General features: G+C 71.3%; 15 protein-coding genes. 5 read left to right on the top strand and 10 right to left on the bottom strand.

Going from position 1 to position 14,592, the window contains the following annotated elements; all coding sequences use genetic code 11:
* The first annotated feature begins 175 nt into the window (after nucleotides 1-175).
* Nucleotides 176-1,531, top strand: a complete 1,356-nt coding sequence (locus tag ACFWBT_RS02970) for a dipeptidase (RefSeq protein WP_385695062.1) — start codon at nucleotides 176-178, stop codon at nucleotides 1,529-1,531.
* Between the two features lie 516 nt (nucleotides 1,532-2,047).
* Here ACFWBT_RS02970 and ACFWBT_RS02965 read toward each other — a convergent pair.
* The 3 genes from ACFWBT_RS02965 to ACFWBT_RS02955 all read right to left on the bottom strand — a co-directional run bounded on the left by ACFWBT_RS02965 (nucleotide 2,048) and on the right by ACFWBT_RS02955 (nucleotide 4,633).
* Nucleotides 2,048-3,088: an NUDIX domain-containing protein gene (locus tag ACFWBT_RS02965; protein ID WP_385695189.1), complete on the bottom strand. Its 1,041-nt coding sequence runs from the start codon at nucleotides 3,086-3,088 to the stop codon at nucleotides 2,048-2,050.
* A 128-nt stretch (nucleotides 3,089-3,216) separates the two neighbouring features.
* Nucleotides 3,217-3,414: a hypothetical protein gene (locus ACFWBT_RS02960; RefSeq protein ID WP_356750253.1), complete on the bottom strand. Its 198-nt coding sequence runs from the start codon at nucleotides 3,412-3,414 to the stop codon at nucleotides 3,217-3,219.
* Nucleotides 3,415-3,679: 265 nt separating this feature from the next.
* Complete coding sequence (locus ACFWBT_RS02955; RefSeq protein ID WP_385695187.1) at nucleotides 3,680-4,633, bottom strand: ROK family protein; 954 nt, start codon at nucleotides 4,631-4,633, stop codon at nucleotides 3,680-3,682.
* Nucleotides 4,634-4,871: 238 nt separating this feature from the next.
* Between ACFWBT_RS02955 and ACFWBT_RS02950 the strand changes: the two genes are divergently transcribed.
* On the top strand, nucleotides 4,872-5,954 hold the full coding sequence (locus tag ACFWBT_RS02950) for a LacI family DNA-binding transcriptional regulator (protein ID WP_385695059.1): 1,083 nt from the start codon (nucleotides 4,872-4,874) through the stop codon (nucleotides 5,952-5,954).
* Nucleotides 5,955-6,108: 154 nt separating this feature from the next.
* Here the strand turns inward: ACFWBT_RS02950 and ACFWBT_RS02945 are convergent, their stop codons facing one another.
* Nucleotides 6,109-7,413 (bottom strand): DUF6986 family protein, encoded by a 1,305-nt coding sequence (locus ACFWBT_RS02945; RefSeq protein WP_385695056.1) that lies wholly within the window; start codon nucleotides 7,411-7,413, stop codon nucleotides 6,109-6,111.
* 218 nt (nucleotides 7,414-7,631) lie between these two features.
* Here ACFWBT_RS02945 and ACFWBT_RS02940 point away from each other — a divergent pair, with 218 nt between their 5' ends.
* On the top strand, nucleotides 7,632-8,540 hold the full coding sequence (locus ACFWBT_RS02940) for an endonuclease/exonuclease/phosphatase family protein (RefSeq protein ID WP_385695054.1): 909 nt from the start codon (nucleotides 7,632-7,634) through the stop codon (nucleotides 8,538-8,540).
* 74 nt (nucleotides 8,541-8,614) lie between these two features.
* On the opposite strand, the gene ACFWBT_RS02935 is transcribed toward ACFWBT_RS02940, so the two are convergent.
* The 4 genes from ACFWBT_RS02935 to ACFWBT_RS02920 form a co-directional block, all read right to left on the bottom strand.
* Entirely contained in the window at nucleotides 8,615-9,577 is a 963-nt protein-coding gene (locus ACFWBT_RS02935; RefSeq protein WP_385695052.1) for an electron transfer flavoprotein subunit alpha/FixB family protein, read from the bottom strand.
* A 99-nt stretch (nucleotides 9,578-9,676) separates the two neighbouring features.
* Nucleotides 9,677-10,462 carry an electron transfer flavoprotein subunit beta/FixA family protein gene (locus ACFWBT_RS02930; RefSeq protein WP_266755796.1) on the bottom strand — a complete coding sequence of 262 codons (786 nt, stop codon included), beginning with the start codon at nucleotides 10,460-10,462 and terminating at the stop codon, nucleotides 9,677-9,679.
* Nucleotides 10,463-10,679: 217 nt separating this feature from the next.
* Nucleotides 10,680-11,189: a flavin reductase family protein gene (locus ACFWBT_RS02925; protein ID WP_385695048.1), complete on the bottom strand. Its 510-nt coding sequence runs from the start codon at nucleotides 11,187-11,189 to the stop codon at nucleotides 10,680-10,682.
* 241 nt (nucleotides 11,190-11,430) lie between these two features.
* Nucleotides 11,431-11,844 carry a TlpA family protein disulfide reductase gene (locus ACFWBT_RS02920; protein ID WP_385695185.1) on the bottom strand — a complete coding sequence of 138 codons (414 nt, stop codon included), beginning with the start codon at nucleotides 11,842-11,844 and terminating at the stop codon, nucleotides 11,431-11,433.
* A gap of 75 nt (nucleotides 11,845-11,919) precedes the next feature.
* Between ACFWBT_RS02920 and ACFWBT_RS02915 the strand changes: the two genes are divergently transcribed.
* Entirely contained in the window at nucleotides 11,920-12,336 is a 417-nt protein-coding gene (locus tag ACFWBT_RS02915) for a DUF4395 domain-containing protein (protein WP_385695046.1), read from the top strand.
* Nucleotides 12,337-12,522: 186 nt separating this feature from the next.
* Complete coding sequence (locus tag ACFWBT_RS02910; RefSeq protein ID WP_351542210.1) at nucleotides 12,523-13,251, top strand: lysophospholipid acyltransferase family protein; 729 nt, start codon at nucleotides 12,523-12,525, stop codon at nucleotides 13,249-13,251.
* Between the two features lie 33 nt (nucleotides 13,252-13,284).
* Here the strand turns inward: ACFWBT_RS02910 and ACFWBT_RS02905 are convergent, their stop codons facing one another.
* Entirely contained in the window at nucleotides 13,285-13,977 is a 693-nt protein-coding gene (locus ACFWBT_RS02905) for a B3/4 domain-containing protein (RefSeq protein ID WP_385695044.1), read from the bottom strand.
* Nucleotides 13,978-13,990: 13 nt separating this feature from the next.
* Nucleotides 13,991-14,563: a transglutaminase domain-containing protein gene (locus ACFWBT_RS02900; protein ID WP_385695043.1), complete on the bottom strand. Its 573-nt coding sequence runs from the start codon at nucleotides 14,561-14,563 to the stop codon at nucleotides 13,991-13,993.
* Nucleotides 14,564-14,592: the final 29 nt, after the last annotated feature.

Below are 14,592 nucleotides of genomic sequence, written 5' to 3'. Positions count from 1 at the left end.
TTGGTCTACTGCTCCCAGTCCAGCCGTCTGCCGCACCTGTCTCCCGCATCCTACGGCGGGCATCGCCGCAGGCCGCTGTGGGAGGATCGGCAGCGTATGCGTCCTGCACACCAGTACGCATCGCCCGATCATCTGTACACAGAAGTACAACGTCGCACCTACGAGGAGCGTGCCCATGTCGTCGAATCCGGTCGCCGAGACCGTCGCCTCGCTCATGCCCCGGGCGAAGGCGGAGCTGACCGAGCTGGTGGCCTTCAAGTCGGTGGCGGACTTCGACCAATATCCCAGGAGCGAGAGCGAGGGCGCCGCGAACTGGATCGCCGACGCGCTGCGCTCCGAGGGCTTCCAGGACGTCGCTCTGCTCGACACCCCGGACGGCACGCAGTCGGTGTACGGCTTCCTGCCCGGACCCGAGGGCGCGAAGACGGTCCTGCTGTACGCGCACTACGACGTGCAGCCGCCGCTGGACGAAGCGTCCTGGGCGACACCGCCGTTCGAGCTGGTGGAGCGCGACGGCCGCTGGTACGGGCGGGGCAGCGCCGACTGCAAGGGCGGCTTCGTCATGCATCTGCTGGCCCTGCGCGCCCTGAAGGCGAACGGCGGCGTTCCGGTGCACGTCAAGGTGATCGTCGAGGGTTCGGAGGAGCAGGGCACCGGGGGTCTGGAGCGGTACGCCGAGGAGCACCCGGAGCTGCTGACCGCCGACACCATCGTCATCGGCGACGCGGGCAACTTCCGTGCGGGCCTGCCGACGGTCACCGCGACCCTGCGCGGCATGACCCTCGTACGGGTGCAGGTGGACACCCTCGAAGGGAACCTGCACTCGGGACAGTTCGGCGGGGCGGCGCCCGACGCGCTGGCGGCGCTGATCCGTGTACTGGACTCGCTGCGGGACGAGGACGGTTCGACGACCGTCGACGGCCTCGCCGGGGACTCCGCGTGGGACGGCCTGCAGTACGAGGAGCAGGCGTTCCGTGAGGACGCCAAGGTGCTCGACGGGGTGGGGCTCATCGGCTCCGGCACCGTCGCCGACCGCGTGTGGGCGCGTCCGGCCGTCACGGTGCTCGGCATCGACTGCCCACCGGTCGTCGGCGCGACGCCGTCGGTGCAGGCCGGTGCCCGTGCGCTGGTCAGCCTGCGGGTGCCGCCGGGCGTCGACGCGACCCAGGCTACGAAGCTGCTCCAGGCGCACATCGAGGCGCACACGCCGTGGGGCGCGCGGGTGAGCACCGAGCAGATCGGTCAGGGCCAGGCGTTCCGCGCCGACACGTCCAGCCCCGCGTACGCGTCGATGGCCGAGGCCATGGCGGTCGCCTACCCGGGTCAGGAGATGCAGTCGGCGGGCATGGGCGGTTCGATCCCGCTCTGCAACACGCTGGCCTCGCTGTACCCGCAGACGGAGATCCTGCTCATCGGCCTGAGCGAGCCGGAGGCGCAGATCCACGCGGTGAACGAGAGCGTTTCCCCGGACGAGCTGGAGCGGCTGTCGGTCGCGGAGGCGCTGTTCCTGCGGAACTACGCGGCGAGCTGACCCACAGGCGTACGGCAGGGGCCCACGTCGTCGGACGTGGGCCCCTGCCGTGTTCGGTGTCTGGAGGCGGCGGAGGTCTCTCCTGAGATGTCCGCCGGGCCCCTCGGGACATGGGGGCACCAGGGCTGCTTCGCGCGCCTCGCGCCGCCTGGCGCGGTGACGGTGCGCGCCGCACCACCACGCCTGCAGCTGGCCGCGCCAACCAGTGTTCCGCACACCGGTAGGCGAGCAGACTGACCGGACACGCGGGCCAACCGGCAGGTCGGCGCACACACCGGTGCACGAGCCGATCGGCCGGACACGCGGGCCAACCGGCGGGTTGGCACGCACACCGGTGCACGAGCAGACTCGCCGGACCCACGGGCAGGTCGGCACACACCGGTGCGCGAGCCGACCCGTGGTCCCGCGGCCAACCGGTAGGGCGCGACGCCCCCTTGCGCGGACCGGCCCGTGGTCCGTACGCACCCGTCGTGCGCGGCACGGCGGTGAAGGATGCCGTCGACGACGGTCGCGGGGTCAGCCGAGCGGAACTCCGGCCTCCAGGTACAGCGCCGCGCCGCGCTCGCGGGCCCGCAGGGCCCAGCGGAGCCGTTCGTAGCGCACGGGCGGCAGGAGGTCGGCCGCCTCCTGCTCGGTGACGAAGCGCCAGCCGCGCAGCTCCGGTCCGGGCAGCAGGAGTACGCGGACGGCCTGCTCGTCGAGGCGTCCGCCGTCGAACAGGAGCCGCAGACCGCCGTAGCCGGGGGGTGCGGGCGCCTCCCAGTCGACGACGAGGAGCGTGGGCACCTCGTCGAGGGTGATGCCGGTCTCCTCCGTGACCTCGCGCATCCCGGCGCGGGCGGGCGCCTCGCCCGCCTCGACGACCCCGCCGGGGAACTCCCAGCCGGCCTTGTACGTCGGGTCGACGAGCAGGACCCGGTCGTTCTCGTCGAAGAGGAGCACCCCGGCGGCGACCGTCTCGGCGGTGGGTTCGGGGGTCTGCACGATGGCGCACACGGGTGCCTCGCCGGTGCGGACGGCCTCGGCGACGCGCAGGGCGGTGTCGTACGGGGTGAGCGCGCTGGTGTCCACGGGGTGGGCGTCGGCCGTGAGCCAGCCGAGGGCGGCACGGTAGGGCTCGATGTGGTCGTAGGACCACTGGCGCACCCGCATCTCGCCGTCGGGCAGCTCCGGAGGTACCTCGCGCCCGGCTATTCGCTCACGCAGGATCGTTTCCGCCGGGGCGAGGAGCACATGGCGGACGGGGATCCGGCGCGCGGCGAGCCCGCCGAAGATCTCGTCGCGGTATTCCTGGCGCAGCAGGGTCATCGGGACGACGAGTACGCCGCCGAGCTCGGCGAGCATGGCGGCCGCGGTGTCGACCACGAGCCGGCGCCAGATCGGCAGGTCCTGGAAGTCGCCGACCTCCGCGAGGTGCTTGGGCGGGAGCAGGTGCGTGAGTGTGCCCCCGATGACCTCGGGGTCGAAGAGCGTGCTGTTCGGGATCAGCTCGATCAGTTCCCGTGCGGTGGTGGTCTTCCCCGCACCGAACGCACCGTTGATCCAGACGATCACGATTCCCCCTCTTCTGTTGGCCCCCTGAGGCTTGCCCGCTCCACCCTGCCATGGAAACCAGCCGCTGATGAGGGCGCCGACAGCGCGGCGCCGGTGCCCCAGGACGGGACACCGGCGCCACGTGCGGTGCTTCAGCTCTCCTGACCGCCGAGGGCGCCGTCGTCGACCGCCAGGCTGTCGCTGCTGAGCGTGTGGTCGACGGTGCTGAGCGTGTCGTTGACGTTCAGATCGCTCAGGGCGTCCGCACCCAGGGCATGGGAGGGGGTGATCGCCGCGACGACGAATCCGGTGGCGAGGGAGGCGATGGCGAGCATGCTGCGCTTCTTCATGCCCGGTTCAACTGCGAAGGCCGGACGGAGTCACGGGTGGATCAGGCACCTTCATCCGGTCTGGCGCTCGACACCCCGGGCATGCCCAGCACACCGGGAAAACCCGCCGTCGGCCGACTGGCGCGTACACCCTCCGAGTGAGCCCGGCGGACACGACGCGATCCCTCCGACAGGACCCCCACAACCACACGCGGAAGGCAGACGCGTACACCTTCCGAGTGACCCCGGCGGACACGACGCGATGCCTCCGGCAGGACCTCCACAGTCAGACGCGGGAGACCGGCGCGTGCGCCTTTCGGGTGAGCGCGGCGGCGGCCGCGCCGACCAGACCGGCGTCCGTGCCCATCAGCGCGGGCGCCACGGTCAGCCGCCGGACGAAGGACAGCGTCGCGTAGTCGGCCAGCGCCTTGCGCAGCGGCGTGAAGAGCACCTCGCCCGCCTTGCCCACTCCCCCGCCGATGACGGCGATGTCGATCTCGACCAGGGTCGCGGTCGCCGCGATGCCCGCCGCGAGGGCCTGCGCGGCCCGCTCGAAGGAGGCCACGGCGACCGGGTCGCCCGCGCGGGCCGCCTCGGCGACCGCGGCGGCCGAGGTGTCGCCGTCGGGGCCGGGCTGCCAGCCGTTGTCCAGCGCACGGCGGGCGATGTTCGGGCCGCTGGCGATGCGCTCGACGCAGCCGCGGGAGCCGCAGGGGCAGAGATCGCCGTCCAGGTCGACGCTGATGTGTCCGATGTGGCCCGCGTTGCCGGTGGGGCCGGCGTGCAGCTGACCGTTCAGGACGAGGCCGCCGCCCACACCGGTGGACACCACCATGCACAGCGCGTTGTCGTGGCCGCGGGCGGCGCCCTGCCAGTGCTCGGCCGCCGTGATGGCCACGCCGTCGCCGATCAGCTCGACGGGCAGTCCGCCCGTCGCCTTGGCGGCCCGCTCGACGAGCGGGTAGCCGCGCCAGCCGGGCACGTTCACCGGGCTCACGGTGCCGGCGGAGGCGTCCACCGGGCCGGCGCTGCCGATGCCGAGGGCTCCGGCCCTGCTCCACAGCGGGGAGACCGTCAGCTCGCCGAGCACGTCCTCGACGGCGCGCATCACGGTGTCGCCGTCCTCCCGCGCGGGCGTCGCGCGCTGCGCGCGTAGAAGAATCCGGCCGTGGCCGTCCACCAGCGCTCCGGCGATCTTGGTGCCGCCGATGTCGAGCGCGGCCACGAGGTCGGTGTGCATCAGAGTCAGGTCTCCCATGGGGTGTCGAAACGGGCCCGTCGCGCCGCGGGCCCGGGGTCCCCGGCCGGGAACCGGGCAGGATCGGGCCCTGTCGCACGCCGCGCGGAGGGCGTCGGCGGACGACGGGGACCGTGCGCCCTGGGGAAGGCGCAGGCCGGAGATTGCGGTGGACAGTGTCTCCCGCATCTGACAACGTTGTCCAGGCTCTATGCTCGACGCCACATCCTCATACAACCCCATGGACCTACGCATCCCCGTGGACGACAGGACAGGACAGCACATCGTGGCCGAGACCGCCCGCCGATCCGATAACCGCTACGGAAACCGTCCGACCATGAAGGACGTAGCGGCGCGTGCGGGAGTCGGTCTGAAGACGGTCTCCCGCGTGGTCAACAGCGAGCCGGGGGTCACCCCGGACACCGAGCGGCGCGTCCAGGAGGCCATCGAGGCACTGGGCTTCCGCCGCAACGACAGTGCCCGGGTGCTCCGCAAGGGCCGCACCGCGAGTATCGGGCTGGTCCTGGAGGACCTCGCCGACCCCTTCTACGGCCCGCTGAGCCGCGCGGTCGAGGAGGTGGCGCGTGCCCACGGCGCACTGCTGATCAACGGTTCCAGCGCGGAGGACCCGGACCGCGAGCAGGAGCTGGTTCTCGCGCTGTGCGCGCGCCGCGTGGACGGGCTGGTCGTGATCCCGGCCGGCGACGACCACCGCTATCTGGAGCCGGAGATAAAGGCGGGCGTGGCCACGGTGTTCGTGGACCGCCCGGCCGGGAGGATCGACGCCGATGTCGTCCTGTCGGACAGTTTCGGCGGCGCCCGCGACGGCGTCGCCCACCTCATCGCCCACGGCCACCACCGGATCGGCTTCATCGGCGACATGCCGCGCATCCACACCGCCGCCGAGCGGCTGCGCGGCTACCGGGCCGCGATGGAGGACGCCGGCATACCGGTCGAGGACGAGTGGATGTCCCTCGGCGTCACCGATCCGCAGCGGGTGCGCAAGGCGGCGGAGGACATGCTCTCCGGCTCCTCGCCCGTCACCGCGGTCTTCGCGGGCAACAACCGTGTCACCGTCACCGTCGTGCGGGTCATCGCCGAGCGCGGGCGCCCCGTCGCTCTCGTGGGCTTCGACGACATCGAGCTGGCCGACCTCCTGGAGCCCGGTGTCACCGTCGTCGCCCAGGACGCGGCCGCCCTCGGCCGCACCGCTGCCGAACGCCTCTTCCGCCAGCTCGACGGCAACCTCATCGCCCCGGAACGGATCGAACTCCCGACCCGGCTGATCACCCGGGGATCGGGGGAGCTGCCGCCGGCGCGCTGAACCGGCGGCCTCTTCGGCCCCCGCCCGCCCTGAGGGCGCTGCCACGCCGAGGCTCCGCGTGCCCTTCGGCGGAGCCGTGCCGTCGCCCTGCCCGCCCGCGGCCCGTGAGGGAGCGGGCGGGAATCCGTCCCGGGCCTTTGAGCCCGGGAGGATGTCAATGACCCGAGACCGTCAGATCCCCCCGCCGCGGCCCGGCGAAGTTCTCCAGGTCCCGGCGGGTCAGTCCGGTCGCTCGGGCCACCTCGGGGACGTCCAGGGCGCCGCAGTCCAGGCCGCGCAGGAGGTAGCCGCTGAGGGCCTTGGCGGTGGCCGGCTCGTCCATCACGTCGCCGGACGCGTGGCCGGCGTAGCGGGCGAGGCGGGCGGCGGCCTGTTCGAAGCCCTCGCGGTAGAAGGCGAAGACGGCCGCGTAGCGGGTCGGGATGTGGCCGGGGTGCATGTCCCAGCCCTGGTAGTAGGCGCGGGCCAGGGCTCGGCGGGTGAGGCCGTAGTGCAGGCGCCAGGCGTCGTGCACCTTCGCGGTGGGACCGACGGGCAGGACGTTGGTGGAGCCGTCCGAGAGGCGTACGCCGGTGCCGGCGGCCGCGACCTGCATGATCGCCTTGGCGTGGTCGGCGGCCGGGTGGTCGCTCGACTGGTAGGCCGCGGAGACGCCGAGGCAGGCGCTGTAGTCGAAGGTGCCGTAGTGCAGACCGGTGGCACGGCCCTCGGCGGCCTGGATCATGCGGGCGACGGTGGCCGTGCCGTCGGCGGCGAGGATGGACTGGCTGGTCTCGATCTGGATCTCGAAGCCGATCCGGCCGGGCTCCAGGCCGCGCGCCTTCTCGAACTCCTCAAGGAGCCGGACCATGGCCGCGACCTGCTCCGGGTACGTCACCTTGGGCAGGGTGAGGACGAGCCCCTCGGGCAGGCCGCCCGCCTCCATCAAGCCCGTCAGGAAGATGTCGAGGGTGCGGATGCCCCGGTCGCGCACGGGTGCTTCCATGCACTTCATGCGGATGCCCATGTACGGGGCCGCGGTGCCGTTCTCGTATGCCTCGGCGATCAGCCGGGCCGCTCGGGCCGCCGTCGCGTCCTCCTCGGCGTCCGGGCGCGGGCCGTAGCCGTCCTCGAAGTCGACGCGCAGGTCCTCGACGGGTTCGCGCTCCAGCTTGGCGCGTACGCGGTCGTACACGGGCCCGGCGAGTTCGTCGGTGAGGCCGAGGACCGCGGCGAAGGACGCGGCGTCCGGGGCGTGTTCGTCGAGGGCCGCGAGGGCGCGGTCGCCCCAGGTGCGGATGGTGTCGGCGGCGAAGACGTCTCCGGGGACGTACACGGTATGGACGGGCTGCCGGGTGCCGGGGTCTCCTGGGTAGAGGCGCTCCAGTTCGGCGTCGACGGGGGCGAGAGAGGCGCTGATCGCTTCACTGACGGCGCCCGCGAGGCTCGTCTCCACCTTCTCCTGCTGACCCTGACCCATCCCACAGCCTCCCGTTTTCCGCAGTGCGGAATCAATAATCCGTAGAACGAAGTTATCCGGCGAGCTTCCCGCGGGTCAACACCCTCTTGCATCACGGGACAGTCCGCCGCCCCGCAGCGTTCACTCGCGCCTCGGTCGCTTCGGGCAGCCTGTCTCGGTTCCCTCCTCCTCTCCGGTGATGCGCACCCCCATCCTGACTCGCGACCGAAGGAGCACGCGTGCCCGACTCCAGCAGAGTGACCAGACGCGTGGGGCTCAGGACAGCGGTGGTCGCCGCCCTCGTCCTGCCCCTGCTCGCCATGCCCCCGCTCACCACGGAGCCGGCCTCCGCCACCTGGCGGGCCCGCCCCCGCCTGGACGTCATGACCTTCAACCTGCGCTACGCGAGCGCGGTCGGACCCAACAGCTGGACGGTGCGCCGCCCGGTGATGCGTGAGCTGCTGCGCGGCGGGACGCCGCACGTCCTCGCCACCCAGGAAGGCCTCTACCGGCAGCTGCTCGACATCGAGGCCGATCTCGCACCGCACTACGCGTGGATCGGCACCGGCCGTGAGGGCGGCAGCCGCGACGAGTCCGTCGCGATCTTCTACGACACGCGCCGCCTGGCCCCGGTCGAGCACGAGACCTTCTGGCTCTCCGACACGCCCAGGGTGATCGGCTCCAGGACCTGGGGCAACACGCTCCCCCGCATCGCCACCTGGGTGCGCTTTCGCGATCTGCGGGACGGCGGGCGGGAGTTCTACGTCCTCAACACCCATCTGGACCACGCGAAGCAGTACGCGCGTACGCGGGGCGCGTCCCTCATCGTCGACAGGATCGCGCGGTTCGACGCGTCCCTGCCGTGTCTGGTGACCGGCGACTTCAACGCGGCGGCGCACGGGAACGCGGCCTACGACATCCTGCTGGGCGCCGGACTCGCCGACACCTGGGACACGGCGGCCGAGCGGAGCAGGCTCTACGCGACCTTCCACGGCTACCGACCGCTGACGCCGGACGGCGAACGCATCGACTGGATCCTCGCCACCCCGGGTGTCACCGCGCACCGGGCCTCGATCGGCACCTACTCGCGGAACGGCCAGTTCCCGAGCGACCATCTGCCCGTGCAGGCCTCACTGACGCTGGGGTAGAACCCGAGCCCGGGACGAACGAAGGCCCCCGTGACCGGCTCGCGGTCACGGGGGCCTCGTACAGCACTGAGCGATCAGCCCTTGCGGGTCTTGATCTCCTCGGTGAGCTGCGGGACGACCTCGAAGAGGTCGCCGACCACGCCGTAGTCGACCAGGTCGAAGATCGGCGCCTCGGCGTCCTTGTTGATCGCCACGATCGTCTTCGACGTCTGCATGCCGGCGCGGTGCTGGATGGCGCCGGAGATGCCGGAGGCGATGTAGAGCTGCGGCGAGACGGACTTACCGGTCTGGCCGACCTGGTTGGTGTGCGGGTACCAGCCGGCGTCGACCGCGGCGCGCGAGGCACCCACGGCGGCACCGAGCGAGTCGGCGAGACCCTCGATGATCGAGAAGTTCTCGGCGCCGTTGACGCCACGGCCGCCGGAGACGACGATCGCGGCCTCGGTCAGCTCGGGGCGGCCGGTCGACTCGCGCGGGGTGCGGGCGGTGACCTTGGTGCCGGTGGCCTTCTCGGAGAAGGAGACCGCGAGGGCCTCGACGGCGCCGGCGGCCGGGGCGGCCTCCACGGCGGCCGAGTTCGGCTTGACCGTGATGACCGGGGTGCCCTTGGCGACCCGGGACTTGGTGGTGAAGGAGGCGGCGAACGCGGACTGCGTGGCCACCGGACCCTCGTCACCGGCCTCCAGGTCGGTGGCGTCGGTGATGATGCCCGAGCCGATACGGACCGCGAGGCGGGCCGCGATCTCCTTGCCCTCGGCGGAGGACGGGACGAGCACGGCGACCGGGGAGACGGCGTCGTACGCGGCCTGGAGGGCGTCCACCTTCGGTACGACGAGGTAGTCGGCGTACTCGGCGGCGTCGTGCGTGAGGACCTTCACCGCGCCGTGCTCGGCGAGCGCGGCGGCGGTGTTCTCGGCACCGGAGCCGAGGGCGACGGCGACGGGCTCGCCGATGCGGCGGGCCAGCGTCAGCAGCTCCAGGGTGGGCTTGCGGACGGCACCGTCCACGTGGTCGACGTAGACAAGAACTTCAGCCATGGGAATGCACTCCTGCGGATTGCGAAGTCTGAGGGGAGGTGAGCGAGTTGGGCCTTGGCCGCTGCAACGGTCCGGGGGCGGGCCCCGGACCCTCGGCGACTAGATGAACTTCTGGCCCGCGAGGAACTCGGCGAGCTGCTTGCCGCCCTCACCCTCGTCCTTGACGATCGTGCCTGCGGTGCGCGCCGGACGCTGGGTGGCGGAGTCGACCTTGGTCCAGGCACCCTCGAGGCCGACCTCGTCCGCCTCGATCTCCAGGTCCTCGAGGTCCCAGGACTCCACCGGCTTCTTCTTGGCGGCCATGATGCCCTTGAAGGACGGGTAACGCGCCTCACCCGACTGGTCGGTCACCGACACGACCGCGGGGAGGGAGGCCTCCAGCTGCTCGGAGGCGGTGTCGCCGTCGCGACGGCCCTTGACCACGCCGTCCTCGACGGAGACCTCGGAGAGCAGCGTGACCTGCGGGACACCGAGACGCTCGGCCAGCAGGGCCGGGACGATGCCCGCGGTGCCGTCCGTGGACGCCATGCCGGAGATGACCAGGTCGTAGCCGGCCTTCTCGATCGCCTTGGCCAGCACCAGGGAGGTGCCGATGGCGTCGGTGCCGTGCAGGTCGTCGTCCTCGACGTGGATGGCCTTGTCGGCACCCATGGACAGCGCCTTGCGCAGGGCGTCCTTGGCGTCCTCGGGGCCGACGGTCAGCACGGTGATCTCTGCGTCGTCCGCGTCATCGGCGATCTGCAGCGCCTGCTCGACGGCGTACTCGTCGAGTTCGGACAGCAGGCCGTCCACGTCGTCACGGTCGACGGTCAGGTCATCGGCGAAGTGCCGGTCGCCAGTGGCGTCGGGCACGTACTTCACAGTGACAACGATCCTCAAGCTCACGCCGGCTCTCCTACTGCATCGTCATTTCTGGGCTGCCTTCTTTCAGGCAGCATAGGCGCCTGAAGCGGCCGTTCCCGGTCGGGGCGGCCCGCGCTCCGACCGAAATATTACTCGTCAGTACATCCACTGCGCGTCCACTGAGCAAGCGCTTTGGACTGTGACCTTCGCAACTCTGCGTAACCGGAGAGTAGAACCGGCGAGTAACCCGGCCGCCCCTTCAGTCGCGCAGGCCGCTGAAACGCCCCTGGTGGTACAGGAGCGGACTGCCCGCGCCTGTCGGATCGCCCTGCACGACCTCCGCCAGGACGATGCGGTGATCTCCCGCCGGTACCCGCGCCACGACACGGCACACCAGCCAGGCGAGGACGTCGTCGAGCACGGGAACTCCCTCGGGCCCGTTGCTCCAACGGGTGGGCGCGCCGAACCGGTCGGCGCCGCTGCGGGCGAAGGTGGCGGCCAGCTCCCGCTGGTGTTCACCGAGCACGTGGACGCCGACATGGCCGGCCTCGGATATCGCGGGCCAGCTGGAGGCACCGGTGCCGATGCCGAACGAGACGACCGGGGGCTCGGCCGAGACCGAGGTGAGCGAGGTGGCGGTGAAACCGACGGGACCGCGGGCGTCGGAGGCGGTGATCACGGCGACACCGGCGGCATGCCGCCGGAAGACGGATCGCAACAGATCCGGGGAGGCGGGCCGAGGAGTGCCGAGGCGGGGCGTGGCCGTCATGGAGATGTCCTTCTGCGAGGGCCGACGTGGGCGTCCCCCGCGTGGGCGGAGCCGAGTGCGGGGAGTGGTCCTTGGCTGCTCAACAGCCCGGACAGCGCGCACTCGTGGTGCGGGCCGGGTCCACGTGGACGAGCTCGGGGAGAAGGGGTTCCGGGGCCATACGGTCAGGCTGACGAGAGGCGACGGGCGCAGTCAAGGGCGTACTGGCAGATGGGAGATCCCTCACCATGATCGTCACAGGTCACACGGCCTCTCCGAGGGCGGCGATGACATCCGCCTTGCGCGGCTGCCCCGTGGCCCGCCGCACGATCCGCCCGTCCGCGTCGAGGACGAGCACGGTGGGCGTCTTGAGAATGCCGAGATCGCGTACGAGGTCCAGGTGGTCCTCGGCGTCGATCTCCACGTGGGACACGCCGGGGACCATGCCGACGACCTCGCCGAGCACCCGCCGGGTCGCCCGACAGGGAGCGCAGAAGGCGCTGGAGAACTGCACGAGCGTGGCCCGTTCACCGAGCCCCTCCCCGAGTTCCGCCGCGCCGAGCCGCTTTCCGCCGTCGCGCCCGCGCACTCTGACCCTCCCGCTCCGCCATCGGTGCAGCACTCCGTAGACGCTCGCCGCCGCGAGCACCGCCACGCACACCACAAGTCCGTTCATCACATGCACAAGCATTCATGAGACCGCAAAGATTCCCGGGTCCGCGCCGAGCCTTTCATGCGGAATGCTTGATTCATGGACATCGATGCGAGAGGGCCGCGGTTCGGTGCGGCCGTGACGACGGTCGTGCTGGCGGTCACGCTGATCACCGGGAGCGTCTGGCTGCTGGCGTGGCAGACGCTGGCGTTCGCGCTGGGCGCGGCGGGCGGCGTGGCGCGCTCGCCGTACGGGTGGATTTTCAGGAAGGCCGTGCGTCCGCGGCTCGGGCCGCCGACGGAGTTCGAGCCGCCGCAGCCGCCGCGGTTCGCGCAGGCGGTCGGGCTCACCTTCGCAGTGGTGGCGCTGATCGGCTGGACCGTGGGCCCGCAGTGGTTGGGGGCGGTGGCAACCGGGTGCGCGCTCGCGGCGGCGTTTCTCAATGCGGCGTTCGGGTACTGCCTCGGGTGTGAGATGTACCTGTTCGTGCGTCGCGTGACGGTACGCGCTGAGTAAAGACGGGTTAAAACTCCGAGGTGGATCAAGGGGACGACGTGACGAGAATCTCGCCGTTCCGGGGCACCGGGACTGGCCTCCCGTCCGTTCTTCGGGCACGATCTGCGCAATGCCGTAAACCTACGGCTGCGTAACTTTCCCGCCGGGAGACTCCTTCCCAGGCAGAGAGAAGGGTCCACCCCGCCCATGGCAGAGCTTGTCTACCGTCCCGTCGTCGGCCTCGCCCAAACGCTCTTCAAGGCGTGGGACCTCAAGATCGACTGCAAGGGGTCGGAGAACATTCCGCGCTCGGGCGGCGCCGTGCTGGTCAGTAACCACATCAGTTATCTGGACTTCATCTTCGACGGCCTGGCGGCCCTTCCGCAGAAGCGCCTGGTGCGCTTCATGGCGAAGGAATCGGTCTTCCGGCACAAGATCTCCGGTCCGTTGATGCGGGGCATGAAGCACATCCCCGTGGACCGTCAGCAGGGCGAGACCGCCTACCAGCACGCGCTGGACTCGCTGCGTTCCGGTGAGATCGTCGGCGTCTTCCCCGAAGCGACCATCTCGCAGTCCTTCACGCTGAAGAGCTTCAAGTCCGGTGCCGCGCGCATGGCCCAGGAGGCCGGCGTCCCGCTGATCCCCGTGGCCCTGTGGGGCACGCAGCGGCTGTGGACCAAGGGCCACCCGCGCAACTTCAAGCGCAGCCACACGCCGATCACCATCCGGGTCGGCGAGCCGGTGGAGGCCCCGCAGGACCAGTACGCGGGGGCCATCACACGGCGGCTGCGCGAGCGGGTCCAGGAGCTGCTCGAAGCGGCGCAGCGCGCCTATCCGGTGCGCCCCAAGGGGCCGGACGACACCTGGTGGATGCCCGCCCACCTCGGCGGCACCGCGCCGACCCCCGAAGAGGTGCGCGCGGCCGAGAAGCGCTGAAGTCTCGAAACGGCGTGCCGGCGCGCCGAGTCGTCACTCCGGGGCGTGGACGGTGATCCGCGCCCCGGGGCTGAACTTCTGGAGCAGCTCGGCGAGTTCGGCGCCCGCGGCCTCGACGTCGGCGACCGGCATCGGGGCCAGGCTCTCCAGCAGGAAGAACGCCGCGGTGGATTCCTCCGTGAGCCGGGTGCGCGGTCCCTGGCGCCAGTTCCAGCGGCGGCAGGTGACGCCGGTGTCGTCGCGCCACACCACTTCGCCCGCGTCGGGGTGTTCGACGACCTCTTCACCGCCGGAGAAGGTCACGAAGTCCTCGTCGCCCGTGGCACGCACCAGGCGCATCGCACCCCGGATGTGATCGGTGTCCTCGCCGCCGACCGGGATCAGGTGGGCCACGCTGATCGCGTTGTAGATGTCCACGAGGACGTTGATCCGCGGCAGACCGGCCTCCGAGAGCGCCCGCTTGGCCAGCGCCTCGGCGGAGTTGCGGGTGCGCGACGGCTTGGAACCGAACGCCGTGTAGATCTCCCGCCAGGCCGCCATGTGCGGGTCCTCGTGCGGAGCCCGCCCGGCCAGCCGTCCGGACAGCCGCCGGGCCGCGTCCTCCAACAGCGCCGAAGTCCCCTCGGTGCTGGGCCCGTTGACCAGTCCGTCCGCCTCGACGGCGACGTGGGTGAATCCGGGCGCGAGGGCACGCACCTCGTCGGACACGGTGAGCGTGAGAGTCATCGTCTGCCTCGCCTCAGAGTGCGGTGGGGAGCGTCCGCCACAGGGACAGCCGGTCGGGGGCGGCCTTCAGGACGCTGAGCACGGCCGGGTGAGGTTCAGCGTACAACACCGGGTAGTCCAACTCATTGGACTTGGGGTCGGGCGCGAAGGCCAGCCGCTCGCCGTCGAGGGAGAACTGGGCGTCCACGCCGGGCTTGTTGCCACGGGGGTCCTGCCGGTGCCAGGCGCCGCGGAAGCGTACGGCGACGAGTCCGTGCACCTCGTCGAACTTCTGGTAGCAGAACGCGGTCGGGATGTCCTCGGCCCGCAGGAGCGCGGCCAGCGCGTGGGCCTTGGCATAGCAGATGCCGGTACGCCGCTCCAGCACGTCGGAGGCGCGCCAGGTGACCCGCAGATCACCGGAGTCGTGCGAGTGCGGGATGGCGTCGCGCACGTACTCGAAGGCCGAGCGCGCATAGGCATACGAGTCGACGGCTCCCTCCGCGAGCCGGGCGGCGGTCTCGCGGACCAGCGGATGATGATGGTCGACAACCTCGTCGGCGGCCAAGTACGCGGACAGGTCGCTGGTTTCCTGGATCAGCTCCATGCCCGTAGAGCATAGGAATGCGATCACCC

It is taken from the genome of Streptomyces sp. NPDC060027, assembly GCF_042737005.1.
Classification (GTDB): domain Bacteria; phylum Actinomycetota; class Actinomycetes; order Streptomycetales; family Streptomycetaceae; genus Streptomyces.
Note: the sequence above shows the minus strand (reverse complement) of the source record. Positions and strands in the feature narration are given on the sequence as shown.

Coding starts and splice junctions, on each gene's coding strand:
- ACFWBT_RS02925 (WP_385695048.1), bottom strand. CDS start 11,189: ATGACGGCCACGCCCCGCCTCGGCACTCCTCGGCCCGCCTCCCCGGAT.
- ACFWBT_RS02950 (WP_385695059.1), top strand. CDS start 4,872: ATGGACCTACGCATCCCCGTGGACGACAGGACAGGACAGCACATCGTG.
- ACFWBT_RS02905 (WP_385695044.1), bottom strand. CDS start 13,977: ATGACTCTCACGCTCACCGTGTCCGACGAGGTGCGTGCCCTCGCGCCC.
- ACFWBT_RS02915 (WP_385695046.1), top strand. CDS start 11,920: ATGGACATCGATGCGAGAGGGCCGCGGTTCGGTGCGGCCGTGACGACG.
- ACFWBT_RS02900 (WP_385695043.1), bottom strand. CDS start 14,563: ATGGAGCTGATCCAGGAAACCAGCGACCTGTCCGCGTACTTGGCCGCC.
- ACFWBT_RS02970 (WP_385695062.1), top strand. CDS start 176: ATGTCGTCGAATCCGGTCGCCGAGACCGTCGCCTCGCTCATGCCCCGG.
- ACFWBT_RS02910 (WP_351542210.1), top strand. CDS start 12,523: ATGGCAGAGCTTGTCTACCGTCCCGTCGTCGGCCTCGCCCAAACGCTC.
- ACFWBT_RS02935 (WP_385695052.1), bottom strand. CDS start 9,577: ATGGCTGAAGTTCTTGTCTACGTCGACCACGTGGACGGTGCCGTCCGC.
- ACFWBT_RS02920 (WP_385695185.1), bottom strand. CDS start 11,844: ATGAACGGACTTGTGGTGTGCGTGGCGGTGCTCGCGGCGGCGAGCGTC.
- ACFWBT_RS02955 (WP_385695187.1), bottom strand. CDS start 4,633: ATGCACACCGACCTCGTGGCCGCGCTCGACATCGGCGGCACCAAGATC.
- ACFWBT_RS02945 (WP_385695056.1), bottom strand. CDS start 7,413: ATGGGTCAGGGTCAGCAGGAGAAGGTGGAGACGAGCCTCGCGGGCGCC.
- ACFWBT_RS02960 (WP_356750253.1), bottom strand. CDS start 3,414: ATGAAGAAGCGCAGCATGCTCGCCATCGCCTCCCTCGCCACCGGATTC.